The following is a 25,342-nucleotide window of genomic DNA, read 5'->3' as shown; positions in this document are numbered from 1 at the left end:
TTTTTACTTTAATTGGTATCACCCACATATGAACAGCGTTAAGCAGCTTGGTATGGGCTTGGTTGGTCTAATTATCGTTGAGGAGAGCATTCCAGTGCCGTTTGATGAAGAGCACGCACTGATGCTTAAACATTGGCATATAGATAAGAAAGGCCAATGGAAAGATCTAATGATCCCACGACTCAGTGCTCGTATGGGTACGCCAGGAGAGTGGAGTAGCGTTAATGGAATACATGAGCCTGTCTATGAGTTAAAACAACATGCAACAACCAGGCTACGTATCGCTAATGTCGACAATACGATCACTTACCCTATAGCTGTCGAAGGGGCTGAGGCATGGGTGATTGCCATTGATGGTAACCCTGTAAAAACACCTTATAAGCTGACGCAACATAAAATTGGTCCAGGGATGCGAGTGGATATTGGACTGATAGCACCCAAAGCCGGTGGGCGAGTTAGCGTCCTTCAAATGAAAGGACGCTTTCCTTTCTCTTTGTGTGAGTTCGAGGTTGTAGATTCAACCCTTGTTGAGAATCGCTCTCTGCCTTCTTTACCCCTTAATCCTGTGCCCAATTTAGATTTGGCTAATGCAGAAGAAATCGACTTTTTATTTGAATGGGAAGGGGCGGTTTCTCCAGTATCTAAAGATGGAAAATCTATGCCTAAGTTTTGGCTAACTAATAAATGAGCATGGGAGGGGATGAGCAAAGATAATATCCCTGAACCGTTGGCGACTTTAGAATTGGGTAAAACCTATATATTCGATCTTAAGAACGTCACTCAATATCATCATCCGATCCATATTCACGGACATACCTTTACAGTACTCGAACTTGATGGGAAGAAAGTTGCAGAACCTTTCCATACCGATACTGTGTTACTTGGAAAGAATGGTCGAGCGAAAGCCGCATTTGTTGCCGACAACCCTGGGCGCTGGATGTACCACTGTCATGTTATCGAACACATGAAAACGGGTTTGATGGGATATATTGAAGTTAAGTGACACCTGTAACGTTTAATATTTGAGCGTGCATTCTTAGTTTCTACCCTCGCTTTTATCGGCGTTAAAGCTAGAATATAGGGATTATTGTTTGGGAGGATTCATGGGTCAGTTATCTATTTTAGGTTTTATCGCCATCGGTGGCGCGTTTGGTGCTTGTTCACGTTACTTGATTTCAGAGTTATGCGTTGTGATGTTAGGGCGTGGTTTTCCTTACGGTACGCTGACTGTTAACGTGATTGGCTCTTTGATTATGGGGTTGCTCATCGCCGCGTTTGAAAATGAGATGGTTGCGACGGAGCCGTGGAGACAAATTATCGGTCTTGGTTTCCTTGGAGCCCTGACGACATTTTCTACGTTTTCGATGGATAACGTGCTTCTTATGCAGCAGGGCGCGTTCTTCAAGATGGGACTCAATGTACTGCTCAATGTGGTTCTTAGTATTTCAGCCGCATGGATCGGCTTCCAACTTTTGATAAAGTCATAAAACTTTCTTACGATTTGTTAACAACTCGGCTTGGTTTATCCAAGCCGTTTTTATATACTCGATCGTACTTGTCGGAGTGCCATATGGCTGAGACCGTTAACTCGGGATCCGTTGAACCTGATCAGGCTAATACCTGCGAAGGGAACAAGAGTAGATATCTAACTAGAATCCTTCTAGAGATCTATCTCCAGATCACAACTGCATTTTCTTGCTGTGATCCCTCTTGTAGCATCTTATCCGTCAAGCATTTTTATCCCTATAAATAATGGCTAAAAGCCAAGGAAAAATGCTATGTCGAGTCGTAAACAAGCAAGACTGGAAGCGAAGAATTTCATTGATTCTTTATCCGTACAACCTTATCCAAATTCAAAAAAAGCTTATATCCAAGGATCTCGCGAGGACATTCAAGTCCCTGTCCGAGAAATATCACTAGCAGATAGCCTTGTTGGTGGTACCAAAAAAGAGCCTGTATTCGAACCTAATGCACCAATTCATGTATACGACACTTCTGGTGTTTATACTGACCCTACGCACGAAATTGACCTTTACAGTGGCCTTCCTAAGTTACGAGAGCAATGGATTGAAGATCGTGGTGATACAGAACTATTAGACGATGTAAGTTCTGTTTATACCAAAGAGCGTTTAGAAGATGAAACTCTAGACGACCTTCGTTACGGTAATCTGCCTAGAATTCGTCGCGCGACTGGCGATCAATGTGTTACTCAGTTGCACTATGCTCGTCAGGGAATTATCACTCCTGAGATGGAGTACATTGCGATACGTGAGAACATGGGACGTCAGAAATTTGCTGATGAGCAGCTAAACCACCAACACCCTGGCCATAATTTTGGCGCAAACCTGCCGAAAGAAATCACCCCTGAGTTCGTGCGTAAAGAAGTCGCTGAAGGCCGAGCTATCATTCCGTCGAACATTAACCATCCTGAATCCGAGCCGATGATTATTGGACGAAACTTCTTAGTGAAAGTGAACGCCAATATCGGTAACTCTTCAGTAAGTTCTTCGATTGAAGAAGAAGTTGAGAAGCTAGTATGGTCAACTCGTTGGGGTGGAGATACCGTGATGGACCTTTCTACTGGCCGTAATATCCACGAGACTCGTGAATGGATCCTACGTAATAGCCCAGTGCCGATTGGTACGGTTCCTATGTATCAGGCGCTTGAGAAAGTGAATGGCGTAGCCGAAGACCTTAACTGGGAAGTGATGCGCGATACTTTGATTGAACAAGCGGAGCAGGGCGTTGATTACTTCACTATCCATGCTGGTTTGCTTCTTCGTTATGTTCCTATGACGGCTAAGCGTGTGACAGGTATTGTTTCTCGTGGTGGCTCTATTATCGCGAAATGGTGTCTTGCACATCACCAAGAAAGCTTCCTATACACACACTTCCGCGAGATCTGTGAGATCTGTGCGAAGTACGATGTGGCTTTGTCACTAGGTGACGGCCTACGTCCTGGCTCTATTGCAGATGCCAATGATGAGGCTCAGTTCTCGGAGTTACGTACTCTAGGTGAGTTAACTAAAGTGGCTTGGGAATACGATGTTCAGGTGATCATTGAAGGTCCTGGACATGTACCTATGCATCTTATTAAAGAGAACATGGATGAGCAGTTAGAGCACTGCCATGAAGCGCCTTTCTATACGTTAGGCCCGCTGACCACTGATATTGCACCGGGTTATGACCACATTACCTCTGGTATTGGCGCGGCGATGATTGGTTGGTACGGCTGTGCGATGCTTTGTTATGTAACACCTAAAGAGCATTTGGGCTTACCAAATAAAGAAGATGTGAAGACTGGCTTGATTACTTACAAGCTGGCAGCACATGCAGCAGACTTGGCAAAAGGGCATCCGGGCGCACAAATCCGAGATAATGCATTATCTAAAGCTCGTTTTGAATTCCGTTGGGAAGACCAATTTAATCTAGCTTTAGATCCAGAAACAGCCCGTTCTTTCCACGATGAAACCCTGCCACAAGAATCGGGCAAGGTTGCTCACTTCTGCTCTATGTGTGGACCTAAATTCTGTTCAATGAAGATCTCTCAAGAAGTTCGAGAGTACGCGAAAGACACTGAACAAGTTGCTGCTGATCAGGCTATCGAGATTAAGATGCTTGATAATCCGTTGGAAGGGATGCGTCAGAAATCACAAGAGTTCCGTGATACTGGCTCTGAACTTTATCACCCAGCAGTAGGCGCAAAAGAAGCTCAATTAGAGGAATAATGACAGTGAAGATTCTTATCCCATCTCAAAATATTGAGCTAACGGGAGAGGTGCAAAGCTGTCTATTGGTTGCTAAGCGACAAGGCTTGGCAACCGATGCAGTTGAGTTGGGTGTAAGCCCAACTCAATGCTTCTCTATCGTTGATGCTCAGCAAGCGTTATCTATTGGTTTTGCTCATGATGTTGATTCATTGGCGGAGTGTCGCTCAAGTGAGCTTGATCATATCGTTTATTACAGTCATTCAGTGGCGCTAGCTGGTGTCCGCGATGCCTTGGCACAAACTCCGAATACCATCTATATCGGTGTCTTAGATGACTCAGCTGCATTGGATATCTGGTCACAGCTAGATTCTAATCGTGCTATCAAGAGTGAAACTCCAGCTCATCAGGAGTTAGATAGTCGTGGCCACTTTGCTTGGTTACTTACTTTGTTGGCGTTGGAATTCCCATTAGAAGATGCACTGGTTTTAGCTCGCGCAGCATCTAGTGTTTCACGTGGAACATGGCCAGCAAACTATCAAAACTTTCCTATTCCCGTTCTCGAAGATGAGCGACTGGATATTAGTGTTGGTTGGGCGCACCAAGGAACATCACTGTCGTTCCCGGAATTGAGTAAGAGTAGCCTAGGACTATACCCAGTGGTTGATGATGTTGAGTGGATCGAAAGGCTGCTCAAGCTTGGAATTAACACAGTTCAACTGCGTATTAAGAACCCACAGCAAGCAGATTTAGAACAACAAATCGCGCGATCTATCGAACTCGGTAGAGAGCACAACGCTCAGGTTTTTATCAATGACTATTGGCAATTGGCACTTAAGCATGATGCTTTTGGTGTTCATTTGGGGCAAGAGGACATCGAAGAATCCAACCTATCTCAACTGAGCCAAGCTGGTATTAAGATCGGTCTATCGACTCATGGTTATTACGAGTTGCTACGCATTGTGCAAATCAACCCAAGCTATATTGCGCTGGGGCATATATTCCCAACCACCACTAAGCAGATGCCATCGAAGCCTCAAGGACTTGTGCGTTTATCTCTCTATCAGCAGCTGATTGATACTATCCCATACACAGAAGAACTCACCGGTTATCCGACAGTTGCGATTGGTGGAATTGACCAGTCGACGGCCGCACAGGTGTGGAGTTGTGGGGTATCGAGCCTTGCTGTTGTACGTGCGATTACGTTAGCCGAAGACCCAAAACAAGTGATTGAGTTCTTCGAAGCATTAATGGCTGACCGTTCTTCAGGTGTTGCTAAAGAGGTAACTCAGGAGCTAAGTCATGCTGAATGATTTCGAATTCATTCGTTATCAACGACAACTCGCACTTCCTGAAGTGGGTGAGCAAGGGCAACGCAATCTATTAGATAGCCATGTATTGGTCATCGGTTGTGGTGGCTTAGGCAATGCTGCGGCTCTCTATCTTGCGGCTTCCGGTATCGGGAAAATCGTATTAGTTGATGATGATTGTGTGGATTCGTCTAACCTGCAACGACAGGTCGCGTTCAAAGAAAGTCAGTTAGGTTCGCCTAAAGTCGAAGCTATGAAGCAACAACTGACTGAGCTCAATAGTCGCAGTCAAGTTAGAACCATCAATCAGCGAATGAGTGACAGTCAGCTTGAACTTGAAGTGATGCTCGCTGATTTGGTGTTGGATTGTACGGATAACTTTGCGTCACGCCAGCAGGTTAACCAAACGTGTTTCGGCAGCAATACACCTTTGATTTCTGGATCTGCAATCGGTTGGAAAGGCCAGTTTATTGTCTTTGATTATCAGAATAAGAAAGGGTGCTATCACTGTTTGTTCCCGTTCAGTCATCATCCACAAACGACTCGTTGTAGTGATAGCGGCGTCATAGGCCCGGTTGTTGGCACCATAGGTAACCTTCAAGCTTTGGCTGCTATTCAACGTTTAACTCGTGGTGAGTTTCAGGTAGCAACACACCAGCTCAAACTGTTCGATGGCCAAACGATGAACTGGCAAAACTTAATGGTCACTCAAGATAGCGAATGTTCCGTGTGCAGTGCGTCTGCAGTTAAGCATTTAGAAGAAGAAATCCAATGAGTCATATAACGATCTCTATAAACGAGCAACCAGAACAGGTCGCGCACTTGTCGTCTCTAGCGGATATCATCCAAGCGCTTTCACTACCCGATCTGGGTTGTGTCTTTGCTATCAATAATGCGGTTGTCCCGCGTAGTCAGTGGCAACAAAGGGTCGTCAATGAAGGCGATGCTATTTCTCTTTTCCAAGCTATTGCAGGAGGCTAACTATGTTAACTATCGCAGATAAAACATTTCAATCACGACTCTTTACTGGAACGGGCAAGTTCGCGAATAAACATTTAATGGCGAGTGCTATCGAAGCTTCCGGTTCTCAACTGGCAACCATGGCGTTGAAGAGAGTTGATATTCGCTCTGAGCAAGATGATATTTTACAGCCCATCATTGATGCTGGCGTGAACTTGTTACCAAATACCTCCGGGGCGAAGAACGCGAAGGATGCCATCTTTGCTGCGCATTTGGCTCGCGAAGCGCTAGGCACAAACTGGCTCAAACTGGAAATTCACCCTGATCCAAAGTACTTGATGCCAGACCCAATTGAGACATTAAAAGCGGCTGAGCAAATGGTTAAAGATGGCTTTGTTGTGTTGCCTTACTGTCATGCTGACCCAGTGTTGTGTAAACGATTGGAAGAGGTGGGTTGTGCTGCGGTTATGCCGCTAGGTGCGCCGATTGGGTCGAACAAAGGTATCGCTTCGGCAGACTTCTTAGAGATCATTATCGACCAAGCGAATGTCCCTGTGATTGTGGATGCAGGCATAGGCGCGCCATCGCATGCTGCTCGTGCAATGGAAATGGGCGCGGATGCTGTTCTAGTTAATACGGCGATTGCGGCTTCTCAACAACCCGTTGATATGGCGATTGCTTTTAAGCTGGCAGTTGAAGCGGGGCGTATGGCTTACCTTTCTGGTCTTGCTGGTCAGGTGTCTCACGCGGTTGCTTCGAGCCCGTTAACTTCATTTCTAGACGAGTAGTGTACCTATGACGTTTGTTGATCGATTTAAACAGCTCAACTGGGATGACATTGGTATGTCTATCTTCAGTAAAACGGCAGCGGATGTTGAACGTGCTCTGAGTAAACCCAAACGTGACTTAGAAGACTTTAAGGCTCTGATCTCTCCGGCGGCAGAACCTTACTTAGAGCAGATGGCACAACAGTCGTTGGCGCTAACTCGTAAGCGATTTGGCAATACGATGTCGCTCTATATTCCTTTGTACCTCTCGAATCTATGCGCTAATGCGTGCACGTATTGTGGCTTCTCAATGGAGAACCGCATTAAGCGCCGCACGCTTACTTTGGATGAAATTGATGCCGAAAGTGCGGCTATCAAAAAGATGAAGTTCGATAGCGTTTTGTTGGTCACCGGTGAACATGAAACTAAGGTCGGGATGAATTACTTTCGACAGGTGTTGCCGAATATCAAAAAGCAATTCAACTACCTTGCGATGGAAGTGCAGCCGCTTGATCAACATGATTACGCCGAACTTAAAACTCTCGGCCTAGATGCTGTTATGGTTTACCAAGAGACTTATCAGCCAAGAACTTACGCTGAGCATCATCTACGTGGCAATAAAATGGATTTTGAATACCGTCTTGAAACCCCAGATCGCTTGGCAAAAGCGGGGATCGATAAGATAGGTATTGGTGCCTTGATTGGTTTGGAAGATTGGCGAACTGACTGCTTTTTTGTTGCTGCTCACTTAGATTACTTAGAGCGTACTTATTGGCAAACACGTTACTCAATTTCATTCCCACGTCTTCGTCCGTGTGAGGGTGGTTTGCAGCCTAAATCGATTATGAGTGATAAACAGTTGGTTCAACTTATCTGTGCGTATCGTTTATTAAACCCTGAGGTTGAATTGTCTCTCTCGACTCGTGAGTCTGCAGCTTTCCGTGACAATGTGTTGCCATTGGGAATCACCAGTATGTCGGCTGCGTCTAAAACCCAGCCTGGTGGTTATGCTTCTGATGAAGAAGAACTCGAGCAATTTGAAATAAGTGATGAGCGAAGTGCTGCCGATGTTGAGTCAATGATTCGTCAACGTGGTTTTGATCCTGTGTGGCGAGACTGGCACAGTGCTTACTCTGGTTAGCGAACACACAGATTTATGTTCCACGTGAAACATCGACGAAGTTAAATCGACAAATAAAAACGGCTACCCTAAGGTAGCCGTTTTTCATTTCATTAAGTTTGAATTAGCTAAGCATTAAGCATGAGCAAGTGGAGTGGTTGATTGGCGTAACCATTCCAATGTATCACCTTCAACTAATGGGCTAACATCGTTCCATACTTTCTGGTGGTAATCATTAAGCCATGCAAGTTCAGGTCGTGTCAGTAAATCGACGTTGATGTTGCGCTTATCGATAGGGCAACGTGTTAGCGACTCAAACGTTAGTACTGAGAAGTCACCTTGAGTTGGCAGCTCAACCACCAGTTCTAGGTTTTCGATACGGATACCAAATTCATCTGCACGGTAGTAACCCGGCTCGTTTGATAACACCATGCCTTCAACAAGAGGTACATCGATTAGCTTCTTAGAGATGCTTTGCGGACCTTCATGAACACTTAGGAAATGACCAACACCGTGACCAGTACCGTGGTCGTAGTCGAAGCCTTCTGCCCATAAGTGTTGGCGAGCTAGAATATCAAGTTGGAAACCACGAGTACCCTGTGGGAAACGTGCACGCGCGATACCGATGTGACCTTTAAGCGCTAACGTGAACTGCTGGATCATTTCGTCGCTTGGCTGGCCAATCGCGATAGTTCGAGTGATGTCGGTTGTACCATCTAGGTACTGACCGCCTGAATCGACTAGGTAAAGAGTATTCATCTCTAACTGACCTGGTTCAGGTTGGTTCTCGTGGTTGTAGTGACACATTGCTGCGTTGCCGCCTGCTGCTGAAATCGTGTCAAAACTTAGGTCCATCAGCGTTGGGTCTTGTTCGCGGAATGATTGAACTTTGTCTGCTAGCACAGCTTCATTGTGCAGATTACCTTGCGTGACTTCTGCATCAATCCAAGATAGGAACTTCGCCATCGCAACACCATCACGAATGTGACACGCTTTCATGCCGGCAATTTCAGTTTCATTCTTTGCTGCTTTTGGCATTAGGCATGGGTCTGCTGCTTCAATGATATGAGCACCAGAGTTTTGTAGAACCAGCGTGTACCAAGCGTTACTGGTACCTGAATCGACAGATACATTTTTGCCTTCCAAAGATTGAAGGCGTGCTTCAAGCTCTGATGGGTGAGATACGCGAATACCATTGCCAACGTGTGCTTCAAAGCCCGTAGGAATACGAGCTGGGTCTAGGAAGAAGTCGACGCTTTCATCGGCGTGGATGATCGCATTGGATAACACAACAGGTAGGCGAGATACGTCCAAGCCGCGAATGTTAAGCAACCAACAGATCGAATCGAGTTCCGTAAGGATAGCGGCATCAGCACCTTTGGCTTTTAGTAAGCCAGCAATCTCCGCACGTTTGCTTTCACTTGATTGGCCTACTGCGTCTGTTGCCATTAAGCGAACATCAGATACCACCGGCTCAGGACGATCAGACCAAAGCTCATCAATTGGATTCGAAGATAGTGTTGTTAGTTCAACTTTCTCTGCCAGTTTAGCTTGAGCGCCTTTCAACCAAGCAGCAGTGTGCATGCGTGGGTCGAATGCAACCTTGCTGCCTTGTGCTAGAGAACTGGTGATCCAATCTAAAGCCGGCTCTTCAATAAGGTGGCGATACTCAAATAACTCTGCTGGTACCTGCTTACGAACCTGAACCGTGTAGCGACCATCAACAAAAATAGCAGCGTTCTCACGAGTGATAACTGCCGCACCAGCAGAGCCAGTGAAACCTGTTAACCAGTGAAGTCGCTCGTTATGAGCAGGAACGTATTCACCTAGATATTCGTCTTCATGTGGAATGATAACGGCATCTAGGTTGTTTGTTTCAAGCCAAGCTCGAACCGCAGCAACGCGTTCAGCAGTGATATTGTGCATCTGTGTTTATCCTTATTGTTAGGGTCCTTGTTAACACTCACAGTCGATATACATGCGAGGGGACTTATTAGGTCAATAAGCTAGCGCTTTTGTTCGTTTGCTGCAAACGCTGTACGCCATTTTTATCTAAGGTGCAGAGTTTTTTCTTTGATGATATCTCGTAGCCAAGTTAACGCTGGGTCATTTTCTCTGTCACGGTGCCAAAACAGAGTGTATGCCATCGGTGGGAATTCCATCGGTAAAGGGACAACCACTAAGTCGAGTTGCTTGGCGACGAGGTAAGTAAAGTGGCTTGGTGCAGTAAACACAAAGTCGGTGTAGGTACATAGGCTTGCGGCGCTATTGAAGTCTGGAACAGAAATAGCGATATCACGTTGGTGACCAAGGTCGGCAAGCTTATAGTCGAGCAGCCAACGATCGTTACCATCACATCTTACTTGTACATGACGCTGTGCAAGGTAGGTTTCCAGATCCCATTTGCCATTCAGAGCGGGGTGGTTGCGTCTTAGCACACACATCTGCGCGTCACGGTAGATCTCTTGCTCGCAAATATCATCTGGCGGCAGCATAGTTAAACGTGCGTCGTTGATGTCGATGTCTTTACCTGTGAGTCCGATATCGAGCTCACCGAGCTGCAGCTTCTTAAAGGTTTGCTCCGTCCAAGCGTGGGTGTTGATATTCACCTTAGGGGCTTGTCGAAATATCGCTGGTAAAAAGTGGGGAAGAATAAGTGGGTAAACGCTCTCAACAGCCGCAATGTGAAAACTGTGGTCACTGTTGTTGGGAATGAAGGTCTCTGGTTGGGTGAGCACATCAAGTTGGTTGATCAGCGTTTCTAATCGAGGTTTGAGAAAGACCGCCTTTGGTGTTGGTCGCAGACCATGAGCACTTCGCGTGAAAAGGGGATCATTAAATTGCTCACGAAGTTTGGCCAATGACTTACTAACCGCTGACTGGCTTAGGCACAATCGGTGGGCGGTGCGAGTCACACTTAGCTCTTCCATCAGCACCTGCAAGCAAACTAATAGATTGAGGTCGAGGCGCGATAGTTTCTCAATATTCATATGAGTTTCCTATTTGGAATAATGCTAATGAGTATATGCCATTTTTGTTCATATCTTTAGTTGGTTATTATGCACCTAAATTAACTCATTCGGAGAATCTTGTGCCTTCTAACGCGCTTCCAACCCCTAGTAAACTGCAGGTTGCTTTATTGGCAATGTTGGTTTTATTTAGCCCTCTGGCTATTGATATCTACCTACCAGCTCTGCCACAAATTTCGACAGCGTTTCACGTGGAACATGCACTAGCACAAGATACGATTACCTGGTTTTTATTCGCCATGGGTGTCGGGCAATTATTTGCTGGCCCTTTGGCTGATAAGCTAGGACGTCGAACCGTTGCATTGGGAGGTGTTAGTATCTATGCATTGAGTGCTTGCTTGGCGTGGGCAGCTCAATCGATTGATATGATGCTAATGGCTCGGCTGCTACAAGGCTTAGGAGCTTGTGCGACTTCTGTAGCAGCCTTTGCAACGGTTCGCGATCTATTTGGCCCAGAGAAGAGTGGCCGTATGATCAGCTACCTTAATGGTGCAATCTGTTTTATTCCTGCTTTGGCACCCATTCTTGGCGCTTGGTTAACACATCAATTTGGTTGGCGCTCGAACTTTAGCTTTATGGCAGGCTTTGCTGTCGTTGTTGGCACTATCTTATTCTTCCAAATGAAAGAGTCTAACCCTGCGACAGAAAAGGTTGCGGTATTCAAGCTTGAGCGATACTGGTCAGTATTGAAAACACCATCATTCCTTTTCCACGCAACCTTGTGTCTGATGGCGATGGCGGTTATCCTCGCTTATGTAACCTCTGCACCAGTTGTGTTGATGGAAAACCTAGGCCTGACCATGAAAGAGTTTACTTTCTGGTTTGGTGTTAATGCGGCCATCAACATTGCAGCTGCGTTTACTGCACCTAAATTTATGGACCGTTTTGGTACCTATAAAGCACTGGTGGTTGGTATCTCGACGCTGGGCTTAGCGGGTGTGATTATGTTGGTGCTTGCTGAGCACGCTACTCCAATCGCGTTCATGCTACCGATCTTCTTATCGTCAGTTGGCTTTGCTTGGATTCTTGGTGCTGCGGCAGGTAAAGCTCTAGAACCTTTCGGTGACCGTGCGGGTACAGCTGCTGCGCTGCTTGGCTTGTTCCAAATGAGCGGTTCAGGGCTTCTTGTGGGTACCATGCAACGTCTTGATTTAACGTCGCAAGTGATGATTGCTCTGCAAATGTTCCTGATTGTTCCTGCGTTATTAGTGCTTGCGAGCAAAGCGGGTAAGTCTTGGCACACGACGTTTGCTAAGGCATAAGTTACAAGGGTGACAAAATATACAAATGGCGGTTTTCGAAACGTTAAAACATGGTATATTTGTCACTCATTGAAACGTTAGTCCCCAACGGAAAATACTGTAATGTCATTAACAACCTACGAAATGGCGCGCGTCTTAGAACAAATGGAAGATGCACCTGAAAAGGTCATGTTTGGTAAACTGCTTAAAGAGCTAGGCAACCAAAGTGAAGAGCGTATTCGCAGTGCGGCAAAACAAGTTCCAATCGATACTTTGCGAGATATCATTTACCAATTTCAGCGTGTGGTAGAGTCTCGTAAGGGTGAGCAGGTTCAGCTATTGGCAAAAGAACTTGCAGAGCAAGGCATCTCTGCTGAAGAGCTACAAGCTTTTCTAAATAAGTAAGCTTATCCCAGTTAAAAAAGAAACCACTCAATTGAGTGGTTTCTTGCGTTTGGGCTGTAGCATTTAGCTTTAGCAGTTCAAAAGAGGTGAAAACTTATTTTAATTCCTGAACTGCGCTTTCAAAACTCTATCAAGTGAGAATGGTCCTGCGCCCCACACGACAACGATAAGAATCATTAACCCCCAAAGCTGATGATCGTAGAAGCCTTGATCCCACAATACAGGGTAAGACACGACAGCAATGATATTGAAAACGAACAACACCGCAGCCATAGGTCGTGTTAATAAACCGAGCGCTAAAAACATCGGTAGAATTAACTCAGCGGCAGTGCCCATGTAAGCAGCCAATTCCCAAGGTAGCAGTGGCACTTGGTATTCCAATTCAAACAAGTAAAGCGTGCTATCCCAAGTAGCTATCTTGGTGAGTCCAGAATTAAAGAATACCCACGCCACCCAAAGGCGACAAAATAGTAGAAGCACCGGAACAAAAAGAGCCTGTGATTTCTCAATCAAACTGTCGTATTGAGCCATCATGTTCGTGACTGTGTTGTTATCCATGTTATGTCTCCAATTCAGCATTGATTGAAAAGCCTGAGATGACGTTTAGCGCCATAACAGTATTCAGATGTTGTAGTAATAAAGGATCGATTGCTGAGAGTGTTCGACCTGATTGCAATTCAGTGAGGAGTTGGTGGCTCTCTTCACTCAAACTATGGCTCTCAACCTGTGAATTCTCAGCTCGGATTAACACCCCAAATTCAGCTTGGTTGATGTCTAGCCCATCAAGTTGCTGCTGATAGATGGCGTGTTCAAGCGCGATAATCGTGTAACTAGAATGAATCAGTGTTATTGAATCTTTGAGATGAAAGACTAAAGCGCCTTGTTGCTCTTGTGGTACATCTGCAAGGCAAGAAAGAGGTCTCTGGTCGACATGTGCTTGTGACGAAAACCTTACCAAGCTATCTTTCTGCCATTCATACAAAGCCACTTCACCGAGATAAGGTGCAGCCTCAATAACGGCAGGAAAGGCTTGGATAGTCTGTTCAAAGTGTTCACCGTAACCACTGACATCACCAGAGGTCGATGGATAATGTAAGACATGTTGACGAGCCATCTGTTGGAAGCACTCTTCACCAACCAACATTTCAGTGAGTGGGTAGGTTGCTGCCAGAACTTCGCTCAAGCTGATCACAAAGTTATTACGGTAAATCTGGATGCGTTGTTCATCGGTAAAATGGTCGCTCACTATGTCGCAGTACTCACCATTGTTTTGATAGCGTAGGGCGTTAGCAAACTCCAATTGAACCTCTGCTAGGGAGTGGCTCATGAGGCGCGACTCCTTTGGTTGAACTTGTCGTGTTGATACAAGATATCACTGGCTTTGGTTGCTTCAGCCAATAAAACTTGTGGCTCTGGGATATCGAGATCCCACTCAATCAAGGTATGGCGCAAACCATGTTGTGCAACCCAGTCAGTGTAGAGTTTCCACACTTCGTCACAGACAGGTTTACTGTGTGTGTCTATCCAGATCTCACCTTGTTCAAGCTTCTTTTTGGTAAAACCTGCCAAGTGAATCTCTTCAACTTTGTCTGCTGGTATTCCGTTTAAGTACTCTTCACAACTAAAGCCATGATTAAAAGATGAGACGAAAATATTATTGAAATCGAGCAGTAGGCGACACTCAGTACGCTTTTGTACCTCAGCCAAAAACTCCCACTCAGGAATAGTAGAATGCTTGAAGGATAGGTAGCTCGATGGGTTCTCAATCAACATCGGGCGTTGCAAGCTGTCTTGAACCTCGATGACATTACGACAGAAGACTTCCAATGCTTCTTCTGTGTAAGGCAGCGGTAGCAAGTCATTGAAGTAATGACCACCTGTCTGACTCCAACTGAGATGATCAGAAACCAAGAAGGGTTCGATATCATCAATGAGCTCTTTTAATTGCACAAGATGATGTTGATTGATGCGCTCAACAGAACCTAGCGACAACCCAACACCGTGACAACTGATGTTGTGTGCGTGACGAATTTCTCTGAGTTGTTGTCGTTGCGGTGATTGAGCTAAGAAGTAGTTCTCGCTGTGAACTTCTAACCAACTTACTAAGGCTGGATTTTGGCTAAAGAAGTCCAAGTGCGGTGTTCTAAGGCCAACCCCTGCGTAGGGGTGAAGAGTTTGAGTCACAACGATTCTCCTAACAAGAAGTGGAGGTGAGCTGAATGTCAGCTCACCATACTAAGCAGCTCAATTATGATGATTGAGTGTTACCACCTGATAATTTGCCACATAGCCCTTTAGGTACGACTACGAACGCATCGGATTGGTTGTCTTCTTTTGCTGTACCCGCACATGAGCTTGTTTTGGTTGCACAATCATTTTGGCCAGCTTTTGCCACGCCGTAGCATTTTTCTTTTGCTGCTGCTTCCGCAGGTGCTGATGTAAGAACTGCACCGCCGAACGCTAGTACACTTGTGATTGCAGCTGTAACAGCAAGATTAGAATTTTTCATAGTCATTCCCTCTAGGACTTAATAGTATTTTCATATCGCAGGTTAATGGATTGTTAACTTGCTTACTAAAAAGGATTGGAACAACCGGGAAATAATTTCACGGTATTATAAAAATTATCAATATTAATGATGTTTCATCTCTTAAGTTATTGAATTAATGATGTTAATTTTTGATTGTTTTTTCTTCTTATTATCCTAAACGCAGCCTAGTGTTTAGGTTATAATCAACTTTTATGTATAAATACCCAGTAGTGAGCATATCCAATGATAGATCCTTCGCTTTTACTCGATGGCCTAAACGATAAACAACGTGAGGCGGTCGCGGCACCTTTAGAAAACCTACTTATTCTGGCAGGTGCAGGCAGTGGTAAAACGCGAGTGTTGGTGCATCGTATCGCTTGGCTGCAAAGCGTAGAGCAAGCATCACCGTTCTCTATTATGTCGGTTACCTTCACCAACAAAGCGGCAGCAGAGATGCGTGGTCGTATTGAAGAGTTGATGATGGGTAGTTCGTCAGGCATGTGGAACGGCACCTTCCATGGTATCTGTCACCGCATCCTTCGTGCTCACTACCTAGATGCAAAACTGCCAGAAGATTTCCAGATCATTGATTCTGATGATCAGATTCGTTTGCTACGCCGCTTAATCAAGGCGCAAAACCTCGATGAAAAGCAGTGGCCTGCTAAGCAAGCTTCTTGGTGGATCAATGGCAAGAAAGACGAGGGGTTACGCCCAAGTCACATTGACGCCTACCATGATCCAATAACTCAAACGTGGTTAAAGATCTATTCTGCTTACCAAGAAGCATGTGACCGTGCTGGTTTGGTCGACTTTGCGGAAATCTTGCTGAGATCGCATGAGCTATTACGCGATAAGAAACACATCCGAGAGCACTACCAAGCACGCTTTAAGCATATCCTTGTCGACGAATTCCAAGATACCAACAACATCCAATACGCTTGGCTTCGCATGATGGCTGGCCCAGATTGTCGCGTGATGATCGTAGGCGATGATGACCAATCTATCTATGGTTGGCGTGGTGCGAAGATCGAAAATATTCAGAAGTTCTTGGATGAATTCCCAGGTGCTTCGACGGTTCGACTTGAACAAAACTACCGTTCAACCAAAACCATTCTGCAGGCGTCGAACGAGCTTATCTCGAACAACACCGAGCGTATGGGTAAAGAGCTGTGGACTGATGGCAACGATGGCGAGCCAATCTCTGTGTACTCAGCTTATAACGAGTTAGATGAAGCACGTTTCACGGTTAGCAAAATCAAAGAGTGGCAAGAGAAAGGCGGTGCGTTAGAAGATACCGCGATGCTTTATCGTAATAACGCCCAATCTCGAGTTCTTGAAGAAGCTTTGATTCAAGGTGGTCTACCTTACCGAATCTACGGCGGTATGCGATTCTTCGAGCGTCAAGAAATCAGAGATGCCTTGAGCTACATGCGCTTAATGAGTAATCGCAGTAATGATGCCGCGTTTGAACGTGTGGTTAATACGCCAACGCGTGGCTTGGGTGATAAAACGTTAGAAACGATTCGTCTTGCCGCTCGTGATCGTGGTGCAACCATGTGGGAAGCCAGTGTTGCTTTGATAGAGGAGCAAGTGCTACCCGGTCGTGCTGCGGGTGCATTGAGTCGCTTTATCGAGCTGATTAATGCGCTTGAAGATGACACGTTAGAACTTAGCCTGCATGAACAAACCGACCACGTGATTAAATCGTCGGGTCTGTTTGCGATGTACGAGCAAGAGAAGGGTGAGAAGTCGAAGGCACGTATTGAGAACTTGGAAGAATTGGTAACGGCAACGCGTCAGTTTGAAAAGCCAGAAGAAGCGGATGAGATGAGCATGCTTACTGCTTTCTTGACTCATGCAGCGTTAGAGGCGGGTGAAGGTCAGGCTGATGAGTTTGACGACGCGGTTCAATTAATGACTCTGCACAGTGCCAAAGGCCTAGAGTTCCCAATGGTATTCATGGTGGGTGTCGAAGAAGGCATGTTCCCAAGCCAGATGTCAGCAGAAGAAGCTGGGCGCTTGGAAGAAGAACGTCGTCTGTGTTACGTAGGCATGACTCGTGCGATGGAGAAGCTTTATATCACTTACGCAGAGATGCGTCGATTGTACGGGCAAGACAAGTACCACAAACCGTCACGCTTTATTCGTGAGCTACCAGAGACCTGTCTGGATGAAGTACGTATGAAAGCGCAAGTGAGCCGCCCTGCAAGCAGCGGCCGCTTTAGCCAAACCGCTGTGAAAGAGAACTTCAATGAAACTGGCTTTAGCTTGGGCTCTCGCGTGAAGCACCCTAAGTTTGGTGAAGGCACCATCATCAACTTCGAAGGAAGTGGTCCTCAGAGTCGAGTGCAAGTAGCGTTTAACGGTGAAGGCATTAAGTGGTTAGTAACGGCTTACGCGCGTTTAGAGCAGCTTTAATCTAATACTTCAGCATCTAATAACCGTTCATTATTGAAAACAAAAAGAGCAGCCAATGGCTGCTCTTTTTATTGCGTACCGCCTTAAGCGATCACAATAGATTACTGACTAGAGGGGATCTTACAGTGCTGCAAGTGCCGCTTCGTAGTTTGGTTCTTCAGTGATCTCTGCAACCAACTCGCTGTGTGTTACCACACCTTTTTCATCAACAACGACAACTGCACGTGTTGTTAGGCTTGCTAGTGGGCCTTCTGCAATCGCTACGCCGTAGTCTGATGCGAATGTAGGAGAACGGAAAGTTGAAGCGTGTTGAACGCCTTCAATGCCTTCTAGTTCGCAGAAGCGACCTGCAGCAAATGGTAGGTCAGCAGAAATACAAACAACCACCGTGTTCTCAAGCTCTGCCGCTTTTGCGTTGAACGTACGTACGCTCGTTGCACAAGTTGCTGTGTCGATGCTTGGGAAGATGTTTAGAACCACTTTCTTGCCTGCAAGAGAAGCAAGAGTCAGTTCAGAAAGATCGCCTGCAGTTAGTGCAAAGCTTGGTGCTTGTTCGCCAGTTTGTGGGAATGTGCCAGTTAGCGGTACAGCAGCGCCTTTGAAGGTAACGTGTGACATGAATTTGTCCTTAGTTTACTTATGGTTATGAAACTAGTTGAGCCTAGTAAGACTTACGTTACTCGGAAGTGGTTAAGAAGTGAATTATTTAAATGTCAGAATTGTAATCAAAGGTCTTTGATTTATTTGTTTTAGGGGAAGAAAAAGCGGGACGACAGATAAAGAAAAACCCCGAGAGCTTGCGCTCATCGGGGTCTATAGTCTTACTCGCAGCAATCCGGCTACTAAGTGTGCTCCATGCATCAAATCCATGATAGTGTGCTGTTATCCTTCAGCGTATTCCTTTCGTCGCCTTCCTAGCGGTGTCCTTGATCTTATCCTGATCTGCCAACAATCCTCGTTAGCGCGCGTCACTTGTTCCTTGAGCGGTGTCCTTGACATCATCCTGATGTTCAGTCCTTTCCTCGTCCAGAGGTGTCCATTGTCTTTCCTTAGTAGCAACCATCCTAGTTACTATTGCGTCCATTCAATGTCCATTTCGCTATCCATGCCGATTATTCATCCTGAGTAATCGAATCTTCATCCTGAAGATAACCAAGTCCTTGGCGTTTCCTGTTCCGTGTCAGCATCCTTCCGACACCATTCATATTACCGATTCCTTATTTATCAGCAATGGTGCATAAGCGAATTTCTATATAATTATTTGAATGATAAATGCACGTATTGTTTAATTTCAAGTGGTTACAATATCTAGGTGCCTAATTTCGCAGTTAAATATCGATATTTACTCACTGCCTTGTGAGAGATCTCGCACAAGACAGGGAGTAAAAAGGGAGTATTTTCCCTTATTGGCCAATGGCAGCACCTTCACGACGAGGGTCTGCAGCACCTTCTAGACCATCTTTTGTGATGCGAATAGCGTGTAAACCCGAGTTAAGATCGCGAACGTTGACCTCAAATCCCATCTTTTCTAGCTCAGGTTTGAAGTTTTCCGCTGATGTTCCTTTTTCCAAATCTAAGGTACCGAAGCGATTTAGGAAGTGTGGTTGGTTGATCGCTTGTTGGATATCCATGTCCCATTGGGTGTGAGCAATGATCGCTTGTGCCACATAACCGATGATACGGCTGCCTCCCGGAGAGCCAATTGCCATGTAAGGTTTATCGTCTTGCATGATGATGGTCGGTGCCATTGAAGAACGTGGGCGCTTACCCGGTTCAAGTCGGTTCGCGATAGGTTTGCCATCGTTATGAGTCTTGAATGAGAAGTCGGTTAGTTCGTTATTGAGTAGGAAACCTCTAACCATCAAACGTGAGCCAAAGGCATTCTCAATAGTGGTAGTCATCGATACGACATTGCCATCACTATCGACAATGTTGAAGTGGCTGGTGGACGGCAACTCAATAGAAACATCTTGGCTTCTCTGCATCGCATGATCCCACGGTGGGGTGCCTGAAGGTGCGCTGTCTAATGCCTTACCTGCGGTAATTAACTGAGCACGCTCCTGCAAATAGTCAGTATTCACTAACCCTTGGGTTGGCATAGGCACATAATCTTGGTCTGCCATGTACATACCACGGTCTGCAAAGGCTAAGCGAGAAGCGTCTGCTAACACTTGCCAAGATTTTGCGTCGTTTGGCCCCCATGATTTGAGGTCAAACTGCTCAGTCATTGCAAGGATTTGTCCAACCGTTAACGCACCTGAACTTGGTGGCCCCATTCCGCAAATATCGTAGCTTTCATAAGCAGAACAAACCGGTTCGCGCTGCTTGATCGAATAGGCGTCGAAATCTTTCTGTGCCAATACGCCCGGGTTACCTTTCGCTGTTTGTACTGTGTTAATGATGTCGGCAGAAATCTCACCTTGGTAGAAAGCTTTAGCACCATCCTTCGAGATAGCGTGTAACGTTGCCGCGTATTCAGGGTTCTTAAGTTGCGTGCCAGCGGCTTTCGGGCTGCCATCGGCATTGAAGAAGTAGGCTTTAGTTGTCGCAAAGCGGCTCAGACGTTCTTGGTCGTTTTCGATCAAGGTGGCTAAACGTGGGCTGATAGTAAAACCTTCTTCAGCTAACTGAGCGATAGGTTTAATCAGTGATGCCCATTCGAGCTTGCCGTATTTCTGGTGAGTGTCCCACAGCAATTGCACCGTGCCCGGCGTGGCAACAGAACGACCGCCAACCACGGCATCATAGAATTTAAGCGGTTGTCCGTTTTCGTCTTGGAATAGACGTGGGGTGGCATCAAGTGGCGCAGTTTCACGGCCATCGTAGGTCTTGAGCTGTTTGTCTTTGCCATCAAAATAGACAAGGAACGCGCCGCCACCAATACCTGATGACTGAGGTTCCACTAAGCCAAGCATAAGCTGCACGGCAACCATGGCGTCAATTGCGTTACCACCACGGGCAAGTACATCAGCACCGGCTTGTGTTGCAAGAGGGTTGGCTGCGGTGACCATCCAATCGTTGGCTTTAACGAGTTGTTTGGTTTCTAAACCACTACTTTGTTCGGGTGCGACGGAATCGGCAGATTGATTTGCCCAACTGACGTGAGAGGCAAAAAGTAGGGTAGAAGTGGCGAGGGTTGTTAGTTTTGTTTTCCACTGCATGATCTTCTCCTTTTAATATGCAGAGCTAGATTGGCAGCGGAAAGATTAGATAGCCAGTGCGTTGTTAACGAATTGTAATCTTGATTCGAATTTAAGCGATTAAACCGGACAGCGACTGCCAAAGAATACTCGCGCCAATCAGGCTGAATACCACGCCACATAAGCCATCGATGTATACCGTTGCTTCGCTAAGTTTCTTCTGTAGAGCCTTAGTCGAAAGCATCCACGCCAGTAGTGAAAACCAAAACAGAGACAGACCAAACAAGATAATAAGCGCAAAGCCTTTACCTGATAGAGACATGTCGGCAGGCACTAAGCTCGACATCAAGCTAATAAAGAACACCAAAGCTTTTGGGTTGAGAATATTGGTCGCAAACCCTTTCGAAAAGGCCTGACGCTTGTTGGTCAGAATCAGATCTTTGGCATTGACGGTATCGTCGTCATCGTCGTGGTTCTGAATGATTTGCCAGGTTGCTTTAAGTGCACCGTAGCCTAAGTACAGCAAGTAGCTACCGCCAGCCAACTGGATAATGGCAAATAGGGTTGGTTGCTGGTGGACTAGGTAACTGATTCCCGTCAGGCTGAGCAACGAATGCAGTAAGATCCCGCAAGATAAACCAAGCGCAATGTACAAGCCTGTTTGTCTGCCGTGGCGTGTCGCATTTTGCACGACTAACGCAAAGTCAGGGCCGGGGCTCATCAAAGCGATGAAATGGATAGAGGCGAGGGTGATCAGTATGGTGACTTCGTTCATGTCAGTTCTCAATAACGTTGCCGCTATTATTAAATAAGTAATCGTATTGAGCGTAGCTTACCGCGATTTGAAATCGAGCAATTGTAAATTATCAACACTTAGTTGATTTGTGAGGGTGGTACGCCGAATGTGGTTTTGAATGCCTTGGAGAAGTGTGCTTGATCATAGAAGCCTACTTGGTGCGCGACTTTAGTACCACAGATCCCAGATTTAATCAGGCGCATGCTCTGTTCCATACGTAAACGGCTCAGCCACGCGTAAGGGGTGATGCCCATTCTGTTCTTAAAGTGGCGTTGGAATTGAGTTGTGGTTAAGCCGCACAGCTCAGACAGTTGTTCTAATCGCACTGGCTGGTCCAAATTCGCCATCAAATAGTCTTTGAGTGTATTAATCGATTGATTACCCAGTTTGATGTCACTCTTCGATCCAAATTTTGCATAACGATCGACAATCGTTGAGAACCCCTCGAATGGTAAGCAATCTTGAGCGAGTTGGCTGATGCTTTGATTGATTAACAGGCCGTGTAAGTTGCGTAATTGTAAAAACGCAGCTTGATCGGAGAGGATCAACTCAGAAAAGCCTAATGTGTGACCATTTTGCTTGGGATCGGCAAGATCTTGAAACCATTCGGGAGAAACTGCAAACACACTGACTTGATAACCTGAATCGAGTTTGGAGTGCCCATCATGCAGCTCATCAGGTGGCATGATAACCACTTGGCCTGCACCGACATGGTTGCTCGCCCCTTTGTAGGCGAACTTTTGCTGCCCTTGGGTAATTAAGCCGATGTGAAAGTCCAAATGATAGTGGCGTTGAAAGGCAAACTCTTGGTATTGAGCTTGGATCAGGCTGATATCTTCTGTTGGGGTAGAGTAGTAGTGGACTTTATCCATGGTACAAAAAAGCTTGGTCAAATAGTCATCAATTCAACCAAGCTTATCTGCGTATTAAGGGATTGTCTTGTAAAAAACGATCAATATCACTGTTTCGCGCGTTTGTTCTTCTTGTTGTTACGCAGGCCATCAAAGCTGAAAATAACCAGTGCCCCCCATATGAAAGCAAAGGTGATCGCTTTATCTGAGGTAAAGGCTTCGCCGTAGATCAGAACCGCCAGTAAGAACATCAAGCTTGGACCGATGTACTGGAAGAAACCGAGTGTTGATAGCTTCAAGCGAGTTGCAGCGCCAGTAAAACACAGCAATGGAACCGTGGTGATCACACCGGCAGCAACCAGTAATAGGTTGAGTTGCATCGGGTTCATCGATAAGTTTGAGATCGGGCTATCGGCAATAAACAGTAAGTAGGTTGCGGCGAGAGGCAGCATCACCAGAGTTTCAATGAACAGACCCGTTTGTGCTTCTAAGCTGACTTTCTTACGCAGCAAGCCATAAAAACCAAAGCTAAAGGCTAGGGCAATGGCGACGATAGGCACTGAGCCGAAGGCAATTAATTGGATTAATACGCCAATCGCAGCCAGAGCCACAGCAAACCATTGCAGCTTACGTAAGCGTTCGCCAAGGAAGAGCATCCCAAGTAACACGTTAATCAGCGGGTTGATGTAATACCCCAAACTGGCATCGAGCATGTGATTGGAGTTCACCGCCCAGATAAAGATCAGCCAGTTAGCACCCACCAAAATAGACGTCGCTACCAAATAGAGCATTTTTGGTTTTGAGGTCAGGGTATCGCGGACTTTACGCCAGCTGCGGCCAATGTGCAGTAAGAAAGCGAGTAGGAAAAAAGACCATACTACACGGTGGCTGAGGATCTCTAACGGGGAAACGTCACTTAAAGATTTGAAATATATAGGGGCGATACCCCACATTGTGTAGGCGCCGACGGCAAGCAAAACTCCTTGGCGCGTACGTTGTTGTTCTTCCTGTGTCATGCATCTTTCTCTAGCACTGAGTGCTTATTAATAAGATTTATAAGAGAGTTGGTCAGTATAGGAGCGATAACCCTTTTCACCTAACAATTTGCGGTTTAATTCGCCAGCGTTCCCCTCTACAATGTGCGACTTGCTTGCCGAAGATGCTTGCTGATTTCATACCTCGATTAGGAACCACAATGACCGCCACTCTGATTGCTGAGCAAATACCAACTCCCGCGAATGATGCGCAAACCATCTTACAAGATGTGTTTGGCTATCAAAGCTTTCGCGATGGTCAGCAAGAGGTCATTGATTTGGCCGTTGAAGGCAAAGACAGCTTGGTGATTATGCCAACCGGTGGTGGTAAATCTCTGTGTTACCAAATCCCTGCTTTGGTTCGTGAAGGGCTGACTCTGGTTATCTCGCCGCTGATCTCGTTGATGAAAGACCAAGTCGATCAACTGAAGGCCAATGGTGTTGCTGCTGAGTGTATTAACTCTTCAATGCCACGTGACCAATTGCTGAATGTGTTCAATCGCATGAACTCAGGTCAGCTGAAAATGGTGTATGTGTCGCCAGAGCGCGTGTTGATGCGTGACTTTATCGAGCGTCTTCAGGGTTTACCGCTTTCAATGATTGCAGTCGATGAAGCGCACTGTATCTCTCAATGGGGTCACGACTTCCGCCCTGAATACGCATCATTAGGCCAGCTTAAACAGTACTTTCCGCATGTGCCTTACATGGCGCTCACAGCAACCGCTGATGATGCGACGCGTAAAGATATTATCTCGCGCCTACAGCTCCTGGACCCGCATACTTACTTAGGCAGCTTTGATCGCCCCAATATTCGCTACAACTTGGTTGAGAAGCACAAACCCGTGTCACAGGTGGTTCGCTACCTAGAAACACAAAAGGGCAATTGCGGCATCATCTACTGTGGTAGCCGTAAGAAAGTGGAGATGGTGACCGAGAAGCTGTGCAATAACGGTATTCGCGCCGCGGGTTATCACGCTGGTATGGACACCGATGAGCGTGCTTACGTTCAAGAAGCCTTTCAACGCGATGATATTCAGATCGTGGTCGCGACTGTGGCTTTCGGTATGGGCATCAACAAACCCAACGTACGTTTCGTGGTGCACTTTGATATCCCACGTAATATCGAGTCTTACTATCAAGAGACAGGCCGTGCAGGTCGTGATGGTTTGCCTGCTGAAGCGATGATGTTGTTTGACCCGGCTGATATGGGTTGGCTGCGTCGTATGCTAGATGAGAAAGAAGAAGGCCCACAGAAACAAGTTGAGATGCACAAGCTGAATGCGATGAGTGCCTTTGCTGAAGCGCAAACGTGTCGTCGTCAGGTTCTGCTTAACTATTTTGGCGAATATCGCGAGAAGCAATGTGGCAACTGCGATATCTGCTTAGATCCACCAAAACACTTTGACGCGACCCAAGAAGCACAGAAGGCGTTGTCTTGTGTGTACCGTGTCAATCAGTCATTTGGTATGGGCTACGTGGTCGAAGTAATGCGAGGCATGCAGAACATCCGTGTCCGCGATAATGGTCACGATAAGCTATCTACCTACGGTATTGGCCGCGATCACAGTCATGATTACTGGATCAGTATCTTCCGTCAGCTGATTCATAAAGGCTTGCTGTTCCAGAACATCACTCGTAACTCAACTTTACAGCTAACAGAAGAAGCCCGCCCGCTGCTGCGCGGTGAGATGTCTTTGGAATTGGCTGTTCCTCGTTTAGATACAGCGGTGCGTAATGCTAAGTCCGATAAGTTAAGCAGCAAGAATTACGATAAGAAGCTGTTTGCGAAACTGCGTAAGCTGCGTAAGTCGATTGCTGATGAAGATGGCTTGCCACCATATGTGGTATTCAGTGACGCGACCTTGATTGATATGGCTGAAATACTACCTACTTCATACGGAGAAATGCTGGCAGTCAACGGTGTCGGTCAACGTAAACTCGATAAGTACGCAGACCCATTCCTAGATCTGATTCAAGAACACATCACCACACACGGCTAGTTTGAAAGAAACGTCTAACAAATAAGGATTAAGG

The 25,342-nt window shown here is 46.1% G+C and carries 22 protein-coding genes, 1 pseudogene and 1 riboswitch; of the genes and pseudogenes, 12 read left to right on the top strand and 11 right to left on the bottom strand.

The genetic code is table 11. The features are described from left to right. The 8 genes and pseudogenes from AB4493_RS18070 to thiH all read left to right on the top strand — a co-directional run. A pseudogene (locus AB4493_RS18070) lies at window positions 1-1,003 on the top strand (multicopper oxidase family protein); the annotation flags it as partial. Window positions 1,004-1,103: 100 nt separating this feature from the next. Further along, window positions 1,104-1,487, top strand: coding sequence for a fluoride efflux transporter CrcB (crcB, locus tag AB4493_RS18065; protein ID WP_004736665.1), 384 nt, complete (start codon window positions 1,104-1,106; stop codon window positions 1,485-1,487). A 62-nt stretch (window positions 1,488-1,549) separates the two neighbouring features. Then, a riboswitch (TPP riboswitch) is annotated at window positions 1,550-1,648 on the top strand. 130 nt (window positions 1,649-1,778) lie between these two features. Next, the gene (gene thiC, locus AB4493_RS18060; RefSeq protein ID WP_372155553.1) at window positions 1,779-3,728 is read left to right on the top strand and encodes a phosphomethylpyrimidine synthase ThiC; all 1,950 of its coding nucleotides are present in this window, start codon (window positions 1,779-1,781) and stop codon (window positions 3,726-3,728) included. Then, entirely contained in the window at window positions 3,728-5,020 is a 1,293-nt protein-coding gene (locus tag AB4493_RS18055) for a thiamine phosphate synthase (protein WP_372155552.1), read from the top strand. The genes thiC and AB4493_RS18055 overlap by 1 nt, the downstream gene beginning before the upstream one ends. Beyond that, a complete protein-coding gene (locus AB4493_RS18050; protein ID WP_372155551.1) occupies window positions 5,010-5,792 on the top strand; it encodes a ThiF family adenylyltransferase in 783 nt (260 codons plus the stop codon). Before AB4493_RS18055 ends, AB4493_RS18050 begins: the two co-directional genes overlap by 11 nt. Further along, window positions 5,789-5,998, top strand: a complete 210-nt coding sequence (gene thiS / locus AB4493_RS18045) for a sulfur carrier protein ThiS (protein ID WP_372155550.1) — start codon at window positions 5,789-5,791, stop codon at window positions 5,996-5,998. The genes AB4493_RS18050 and thiS overlap by 4 nt, the downstream gene beginning before the upstream one ends. A 2-nt stretch (window positions 5,999-6,000) precedes the next feature. Beyond that, complete coding sequence (locus tag AB4493_RS18040) at window positions 6,001-6,765, top strand: thiazole synthase (RefSeq protein WP_017061317.1); 765 nt, start codon at window positions 6,001-6,003, stop codon at window positions 6,763-6,765. Between the two features lie 7 nt (window positions 6,766-6,772). Next, complete coding sequence (gene thiH, locus AB4493_RS18035) at window positions 6,773-7,885, top strand: 2-iminoacetate synthase ThiH (RefSeq protein ID WP_372126439.1); 1,113 nt, start codon at window positions 6,773-6,775, stop codon at window positions 7,883-7,885. Window positions 7,886-7,999: 114 nt separating this feature from the next. On the opposite strand, the gene AB4493_RS18030 is transcribed toward thiH, so the two are convergent. Together AB4493_RS18030 and AB4493_RS18025 are read right to left on the bottom strand one after the other, a co-directional pair. After that, entirely contained in the window at window positions 8,000-9,790 is a 1,791-nt protein-coding gene (locus AB4493_RS18030; protein WP_102393433.1) for an aminopeptidase P family protein, read from the bottom strand. Between the two features lie 122 nt (window positions 9,791-9,912). Beyond that, complete coding sequence (locus tag AB4493_RS18025) at window positions 9,913-10,854, bottom strand: LysR substrate-binding domain-containing protein (RefSeq protein ID WP_017061320.1); 942 nt, start codon at window positions 10,852-10,854, stop codon at window positions 9,913-9,915. 101 nt (window positions 10,855-10,955) lie between these two features. Between AB4493_RS18025 and AB4493_RS18020 the strand changes: the two genes are divergently transcribed. Next, complete coding sequence (locus AB4493_RS18020; protein WP_029235524.1) at window positions 10,956-12,155, top strand: multidrug effflux MFS transporter; 1,200 nt, start codon at window positions 10,956-10,958, stop codon at window positions 12,153-12,155. A 102-nt stretch (window positions 12,156-12,257) separates the two neighbouring features. Then, window positions 12,258-12,539: a hypothetical protein gene (locus AB4493_RS18015; RefSeq protein WP_009848181.1), complete on the top strand. Its 282-nt coding sequence runs from the start codon at window positions 12,258-12,260 to the stop codon at window positions 12,537-12,539. Window positions 12,540-12,638: 99 nt separating this feature from the next. On the opposite strand, the gene AB4493_RS18010 is transcribed toward AB4493_RS18015, so the two are convergent. The 4 genes from AB4493_RS18010 to AB4493_RS17995 all read right to left on the bottom strand — a co-directional run bounded on the left by AB4493_RS18010 (window position 12,639) and on the right by AB4493_RS17995 (window position 15,048). Beyond that, window positions 12,639-13,097: a DoxX family protein gene (locus AB4493_RS18010; RefSeq protein WP_017061322.1), complete on the bottom strand. Its 459-nt coding sequence runs from the start codon at window positions 13,095-13,097 to the stop codon at window positions 12,639-12,641. 1 nt (window position 13,098) lies between these two features. Beyond that, a complete protein-coding gene (locus AB4493_RS18005) occupies window positions 13,099-13,866 on the bottom strand; it encodes a DNA-binding domain-containing protein (RefSeq protein WP_372155549.1) in 768 nt (255 codons plus the stop codon). Next, window positions 13,863-14,723: a DUF692 domain-containing protein gene (locus AB4493_RS18000; protein ID WP_017061324.1), complete on the bottom strand. Its 861-nt coding sequence runs from the start codon at window positions 14,721-14,723 to the stop codon at window positions 13,863-13,865. Before AB4493_RS18000 ends, AB4493_RS18005 begins: the two co-directional genes overlap by 4 nt. 64 nt (window positions 14,724-14,787) lie before the next feature. Continuing rightward, a complete protein-coding gene (locus AB4493_RS17995) occupies window positions 14,788-15,048 on the bottom strand; it encodes a DUF2282 domain-containing protein (protein ID WP_004736650.1) in 261 nt (86 codons plus the stop codon). Between the two features lie 264 nt (window positions 15,049-15,312). On the opposite strand from AB4493_RS17995, the gene uvrD reads away from it, so the two are divergent. After that, window positions 15,313-17,487, top strand: a complete 2,175-nt coding sequence (uvrD, locus tag AB4493_RS17990) for a DNA helicase II (RefSeq protein WP_017061325.1) — start codon at window positions 15,313-15,315, stop codon at window positions 17,485-17,487. A gap of 120 nt (window positions 17,488-17,607) precedes the next feature. On the opposite strand, the gene tpx is transcribed toward uvrD, so the two are convergent. The 5 genes from tpx to rarD all read right to left on the bottom strand — a co-directional run bounded on the left by tpx (window position 17,608) and on the right by rarD (window position 23,290). After that, on the bottom strand, window positions 17,608-18,105 hold the full coding sequence (gene tpx / locus AB4493_RS17985; protein ID WP_017065742.1) for a thiol peroxidase: 498 nt from the start codon (window positions 18,103-18,105) through the stop codon (window positions 17,608-17,610). A gap of 785 nt (window positions 18,106-18,890) precedes the next feature. Beyond that, a complete protein-coding gene (gene ggt / locus AB4493_RS17980) occupies window positions 18,891-20,648 on the bottom strand; it encodes a gamma-glutamyltransferase (RefSeq protein WP_372155548.1) in 1,758 nt (585 codons plus the stop codon). Between the two features lie 91 nt (window positions 20,649-20,739). Then, window positions 20,740-21,402 carry a LysE family translocator gene (locus tag AB4493_RS17975; protein ID WP_017061328.1) on the bottom strand — a complete coding sequence of 221 codons (663 nt, stop codon included), beginning with the start codon at window positions 21,400-21,402 and terminating at the stop codon, window positions 20,740-20,742. A gap of 98 nt (window positions 21,403-21,500) precedes the next feature. Then, window positions 21,501-22,295, bottom strand: coding sequence for an AraC family transcriptional regulator (locus AB4493_RS17970; RefSeq protein WP_372155547.1), 795 nt, complete (start codon window positions 22,293-22,295; stop codon window positions 21,501-21,503). A gap of 86 nt (window positions 22,296-22,381) precedes the next feature. Beyond that, on the bottom strand, window positions 22,382-23,290 hold the full coding sequence (gene rarD, locus AB4493_RS17965; protein WP_372155546.1) for an EamA family transporter RarD: 909 nt from the start codon (window positions 23,288-23,290) through the stop codon (window positions 22,382-22,384). Between the two features lie 179 nt (window positions 23,291-23,469). Here rarD and recQ point away from each other — a divergent pair, with 179 nt between their 5' ends. Further along, a complete protein-coding gene (gene recQ, locus AB4493_RS17960; protein WP_017065746.1) occupies window positions 23,470-25,308 on the top strand; it encodes an ATP-dependent DNA helicase RecQ in 1,839 nt (612 codons plus the stop codon). Window positions 25,309-25,342: the final 34 nt, after the last annotated feature.

The organism is Vibrio sp. 10N.222.55.A1 (genome assembly GCF_041473835.1).
In the GTDB taxonomy this organism is placed as follows: Bacteria; Pseudomonadota; Gammaproteobacteria; order Enterobacterales; family Vibrionaceae; genus Vibrio; species Vibrio crassostreae_C.
The sequence above is the reverse complement of the archived record's forward strand: the minus strand, read 5'-3'. Positions and strand labels throughout refer to the sequence as shown.

Coding starts and splice junctions, on each gene's coding strand:
- crcB (WP_004736665.1), top strand. CDS start 1,104: ATGGGTCAGTTATCTATTTTAGGTTTTATCGCCATCGGTGGCGCGTTT.
- thiC (WP_372155553.1), top strand. CDS start 1,779: ATGTCGAGTCGTAAACAAGCAAGACTGGAAGCGAAGAATTTCATTGAT.
- AB4493_RS18055 (WP_372155552.1), top strand. CDS start 3,728: ATGACAGTGAAGATTCTTATCCCATCTCAAAATATTGAGCTAACGGGA.
- AB4493_RS18050 (WP_372155551.1), top strand. CDS start 5,010: ATGCTGAATGATTTCGAATTCATTCGTTATCAACGACAACTCGCACTT.
- thiS (WP_372155550.1), top strand. CDS start 5,789: ATGAGTCATATAACGATCTCTATAAACGAGCAACCAGAACAGGTCGCG.
- AB4493_RS18040 (WP_017061317.1), top strand. CDS start 6,001: ATGTTAACTATCGCAGATAAAACATTTCAATCACGACTCTTTACTGGA.
- thiH (WP_372126439.1), top strand. CDS start 6,773: ATGACGTTTGTTGATCGATTTAAACAGCTCAACTGGGATGACATTGGT.
- AB4493_RS18030 (WP_102393433.1), bottom strand. CDS start 9,790: ATGCACAATATCACTGCTGAACGCGTTGCTGCGGTTCGAGCTTGGCTT.
- AB4493_RS18025 (WP_017061320.1), bottom strand. CDS start 10,854: ATGAATATTGAGAAACTATCGCGCCTCGACCTCAATCTATTAGTTTGC.
- AB4493_RS18015 (WP_009848181.1), top strand. CDS start 12,258: ATGTCATTAACAACCTACGAAATGGCGCGCGTCTTAGAACAAATGGAA.
- AB4493_RS18010 (WP_017061322.1), bottom strand. CDS start 13,097: ATGGATAACAACACAGTCACGAACATGATGGCTCAATACGACAGTTTG.
- AB4493_RS18005 (WP_372155549.1), bottom strand. CDS start 13,866: ATGAGCCACTCCCTAGCAGAGGTTCAATTGGAGTTTGCTAACGCCCTA.
- AB4493_RS17995 (WP_004736650.1), bottom strand. CDS start 15,048: ATGAAAAATTCTAATCTTGCTGTTACAGCTGCAATCACAAGTGTACTA.
- uvrD (WP_017061325.1), top strand. CDS start 15,313: ATGATAGATCCTTCGCTTTTACTCGATGGCCTAAACGATAAACAACGT.
- tpx (WP_017065742.1), bottom strand. CDS start 18,105: ATGTCACACGTTACCTTCAAAGGCGCTGCTGTACCGCTAACTGGCACA.
- ggt (WP_372155548.1), bottom strand. CDS start 20,648: ATGCAGTGGAAAACAAAACTAACAACCCTCGCCACTTCTACCCTACTT.
- AB4493_RS17975 (WP_017061328.1), bottom strand. CDS start 21,402: ATGAACGAAGTCACCATACTGATCACCCTCGCCTCTATCCATTTCATC.
- AB4493_RS17970 (WP_372155547.1), bottom strand. CDS start 22,295: ATGGATAAAGTCCACTACTACTCTACCCCAACAGAAGATATCAGCCTG.
- rarD (WP_372155546.1), bottom strand. CDS start 23,290: ATGACACAGGAAGAACAACAACGTACGCGCCAAGGAGTTTTGCTTGCC.
- recQ (WP_017065746.1), top strand. CDS start 23,470: ATGACCGCCACTCTGATTGCTGAGCAAATACCAACTCCCGCGAATGAT.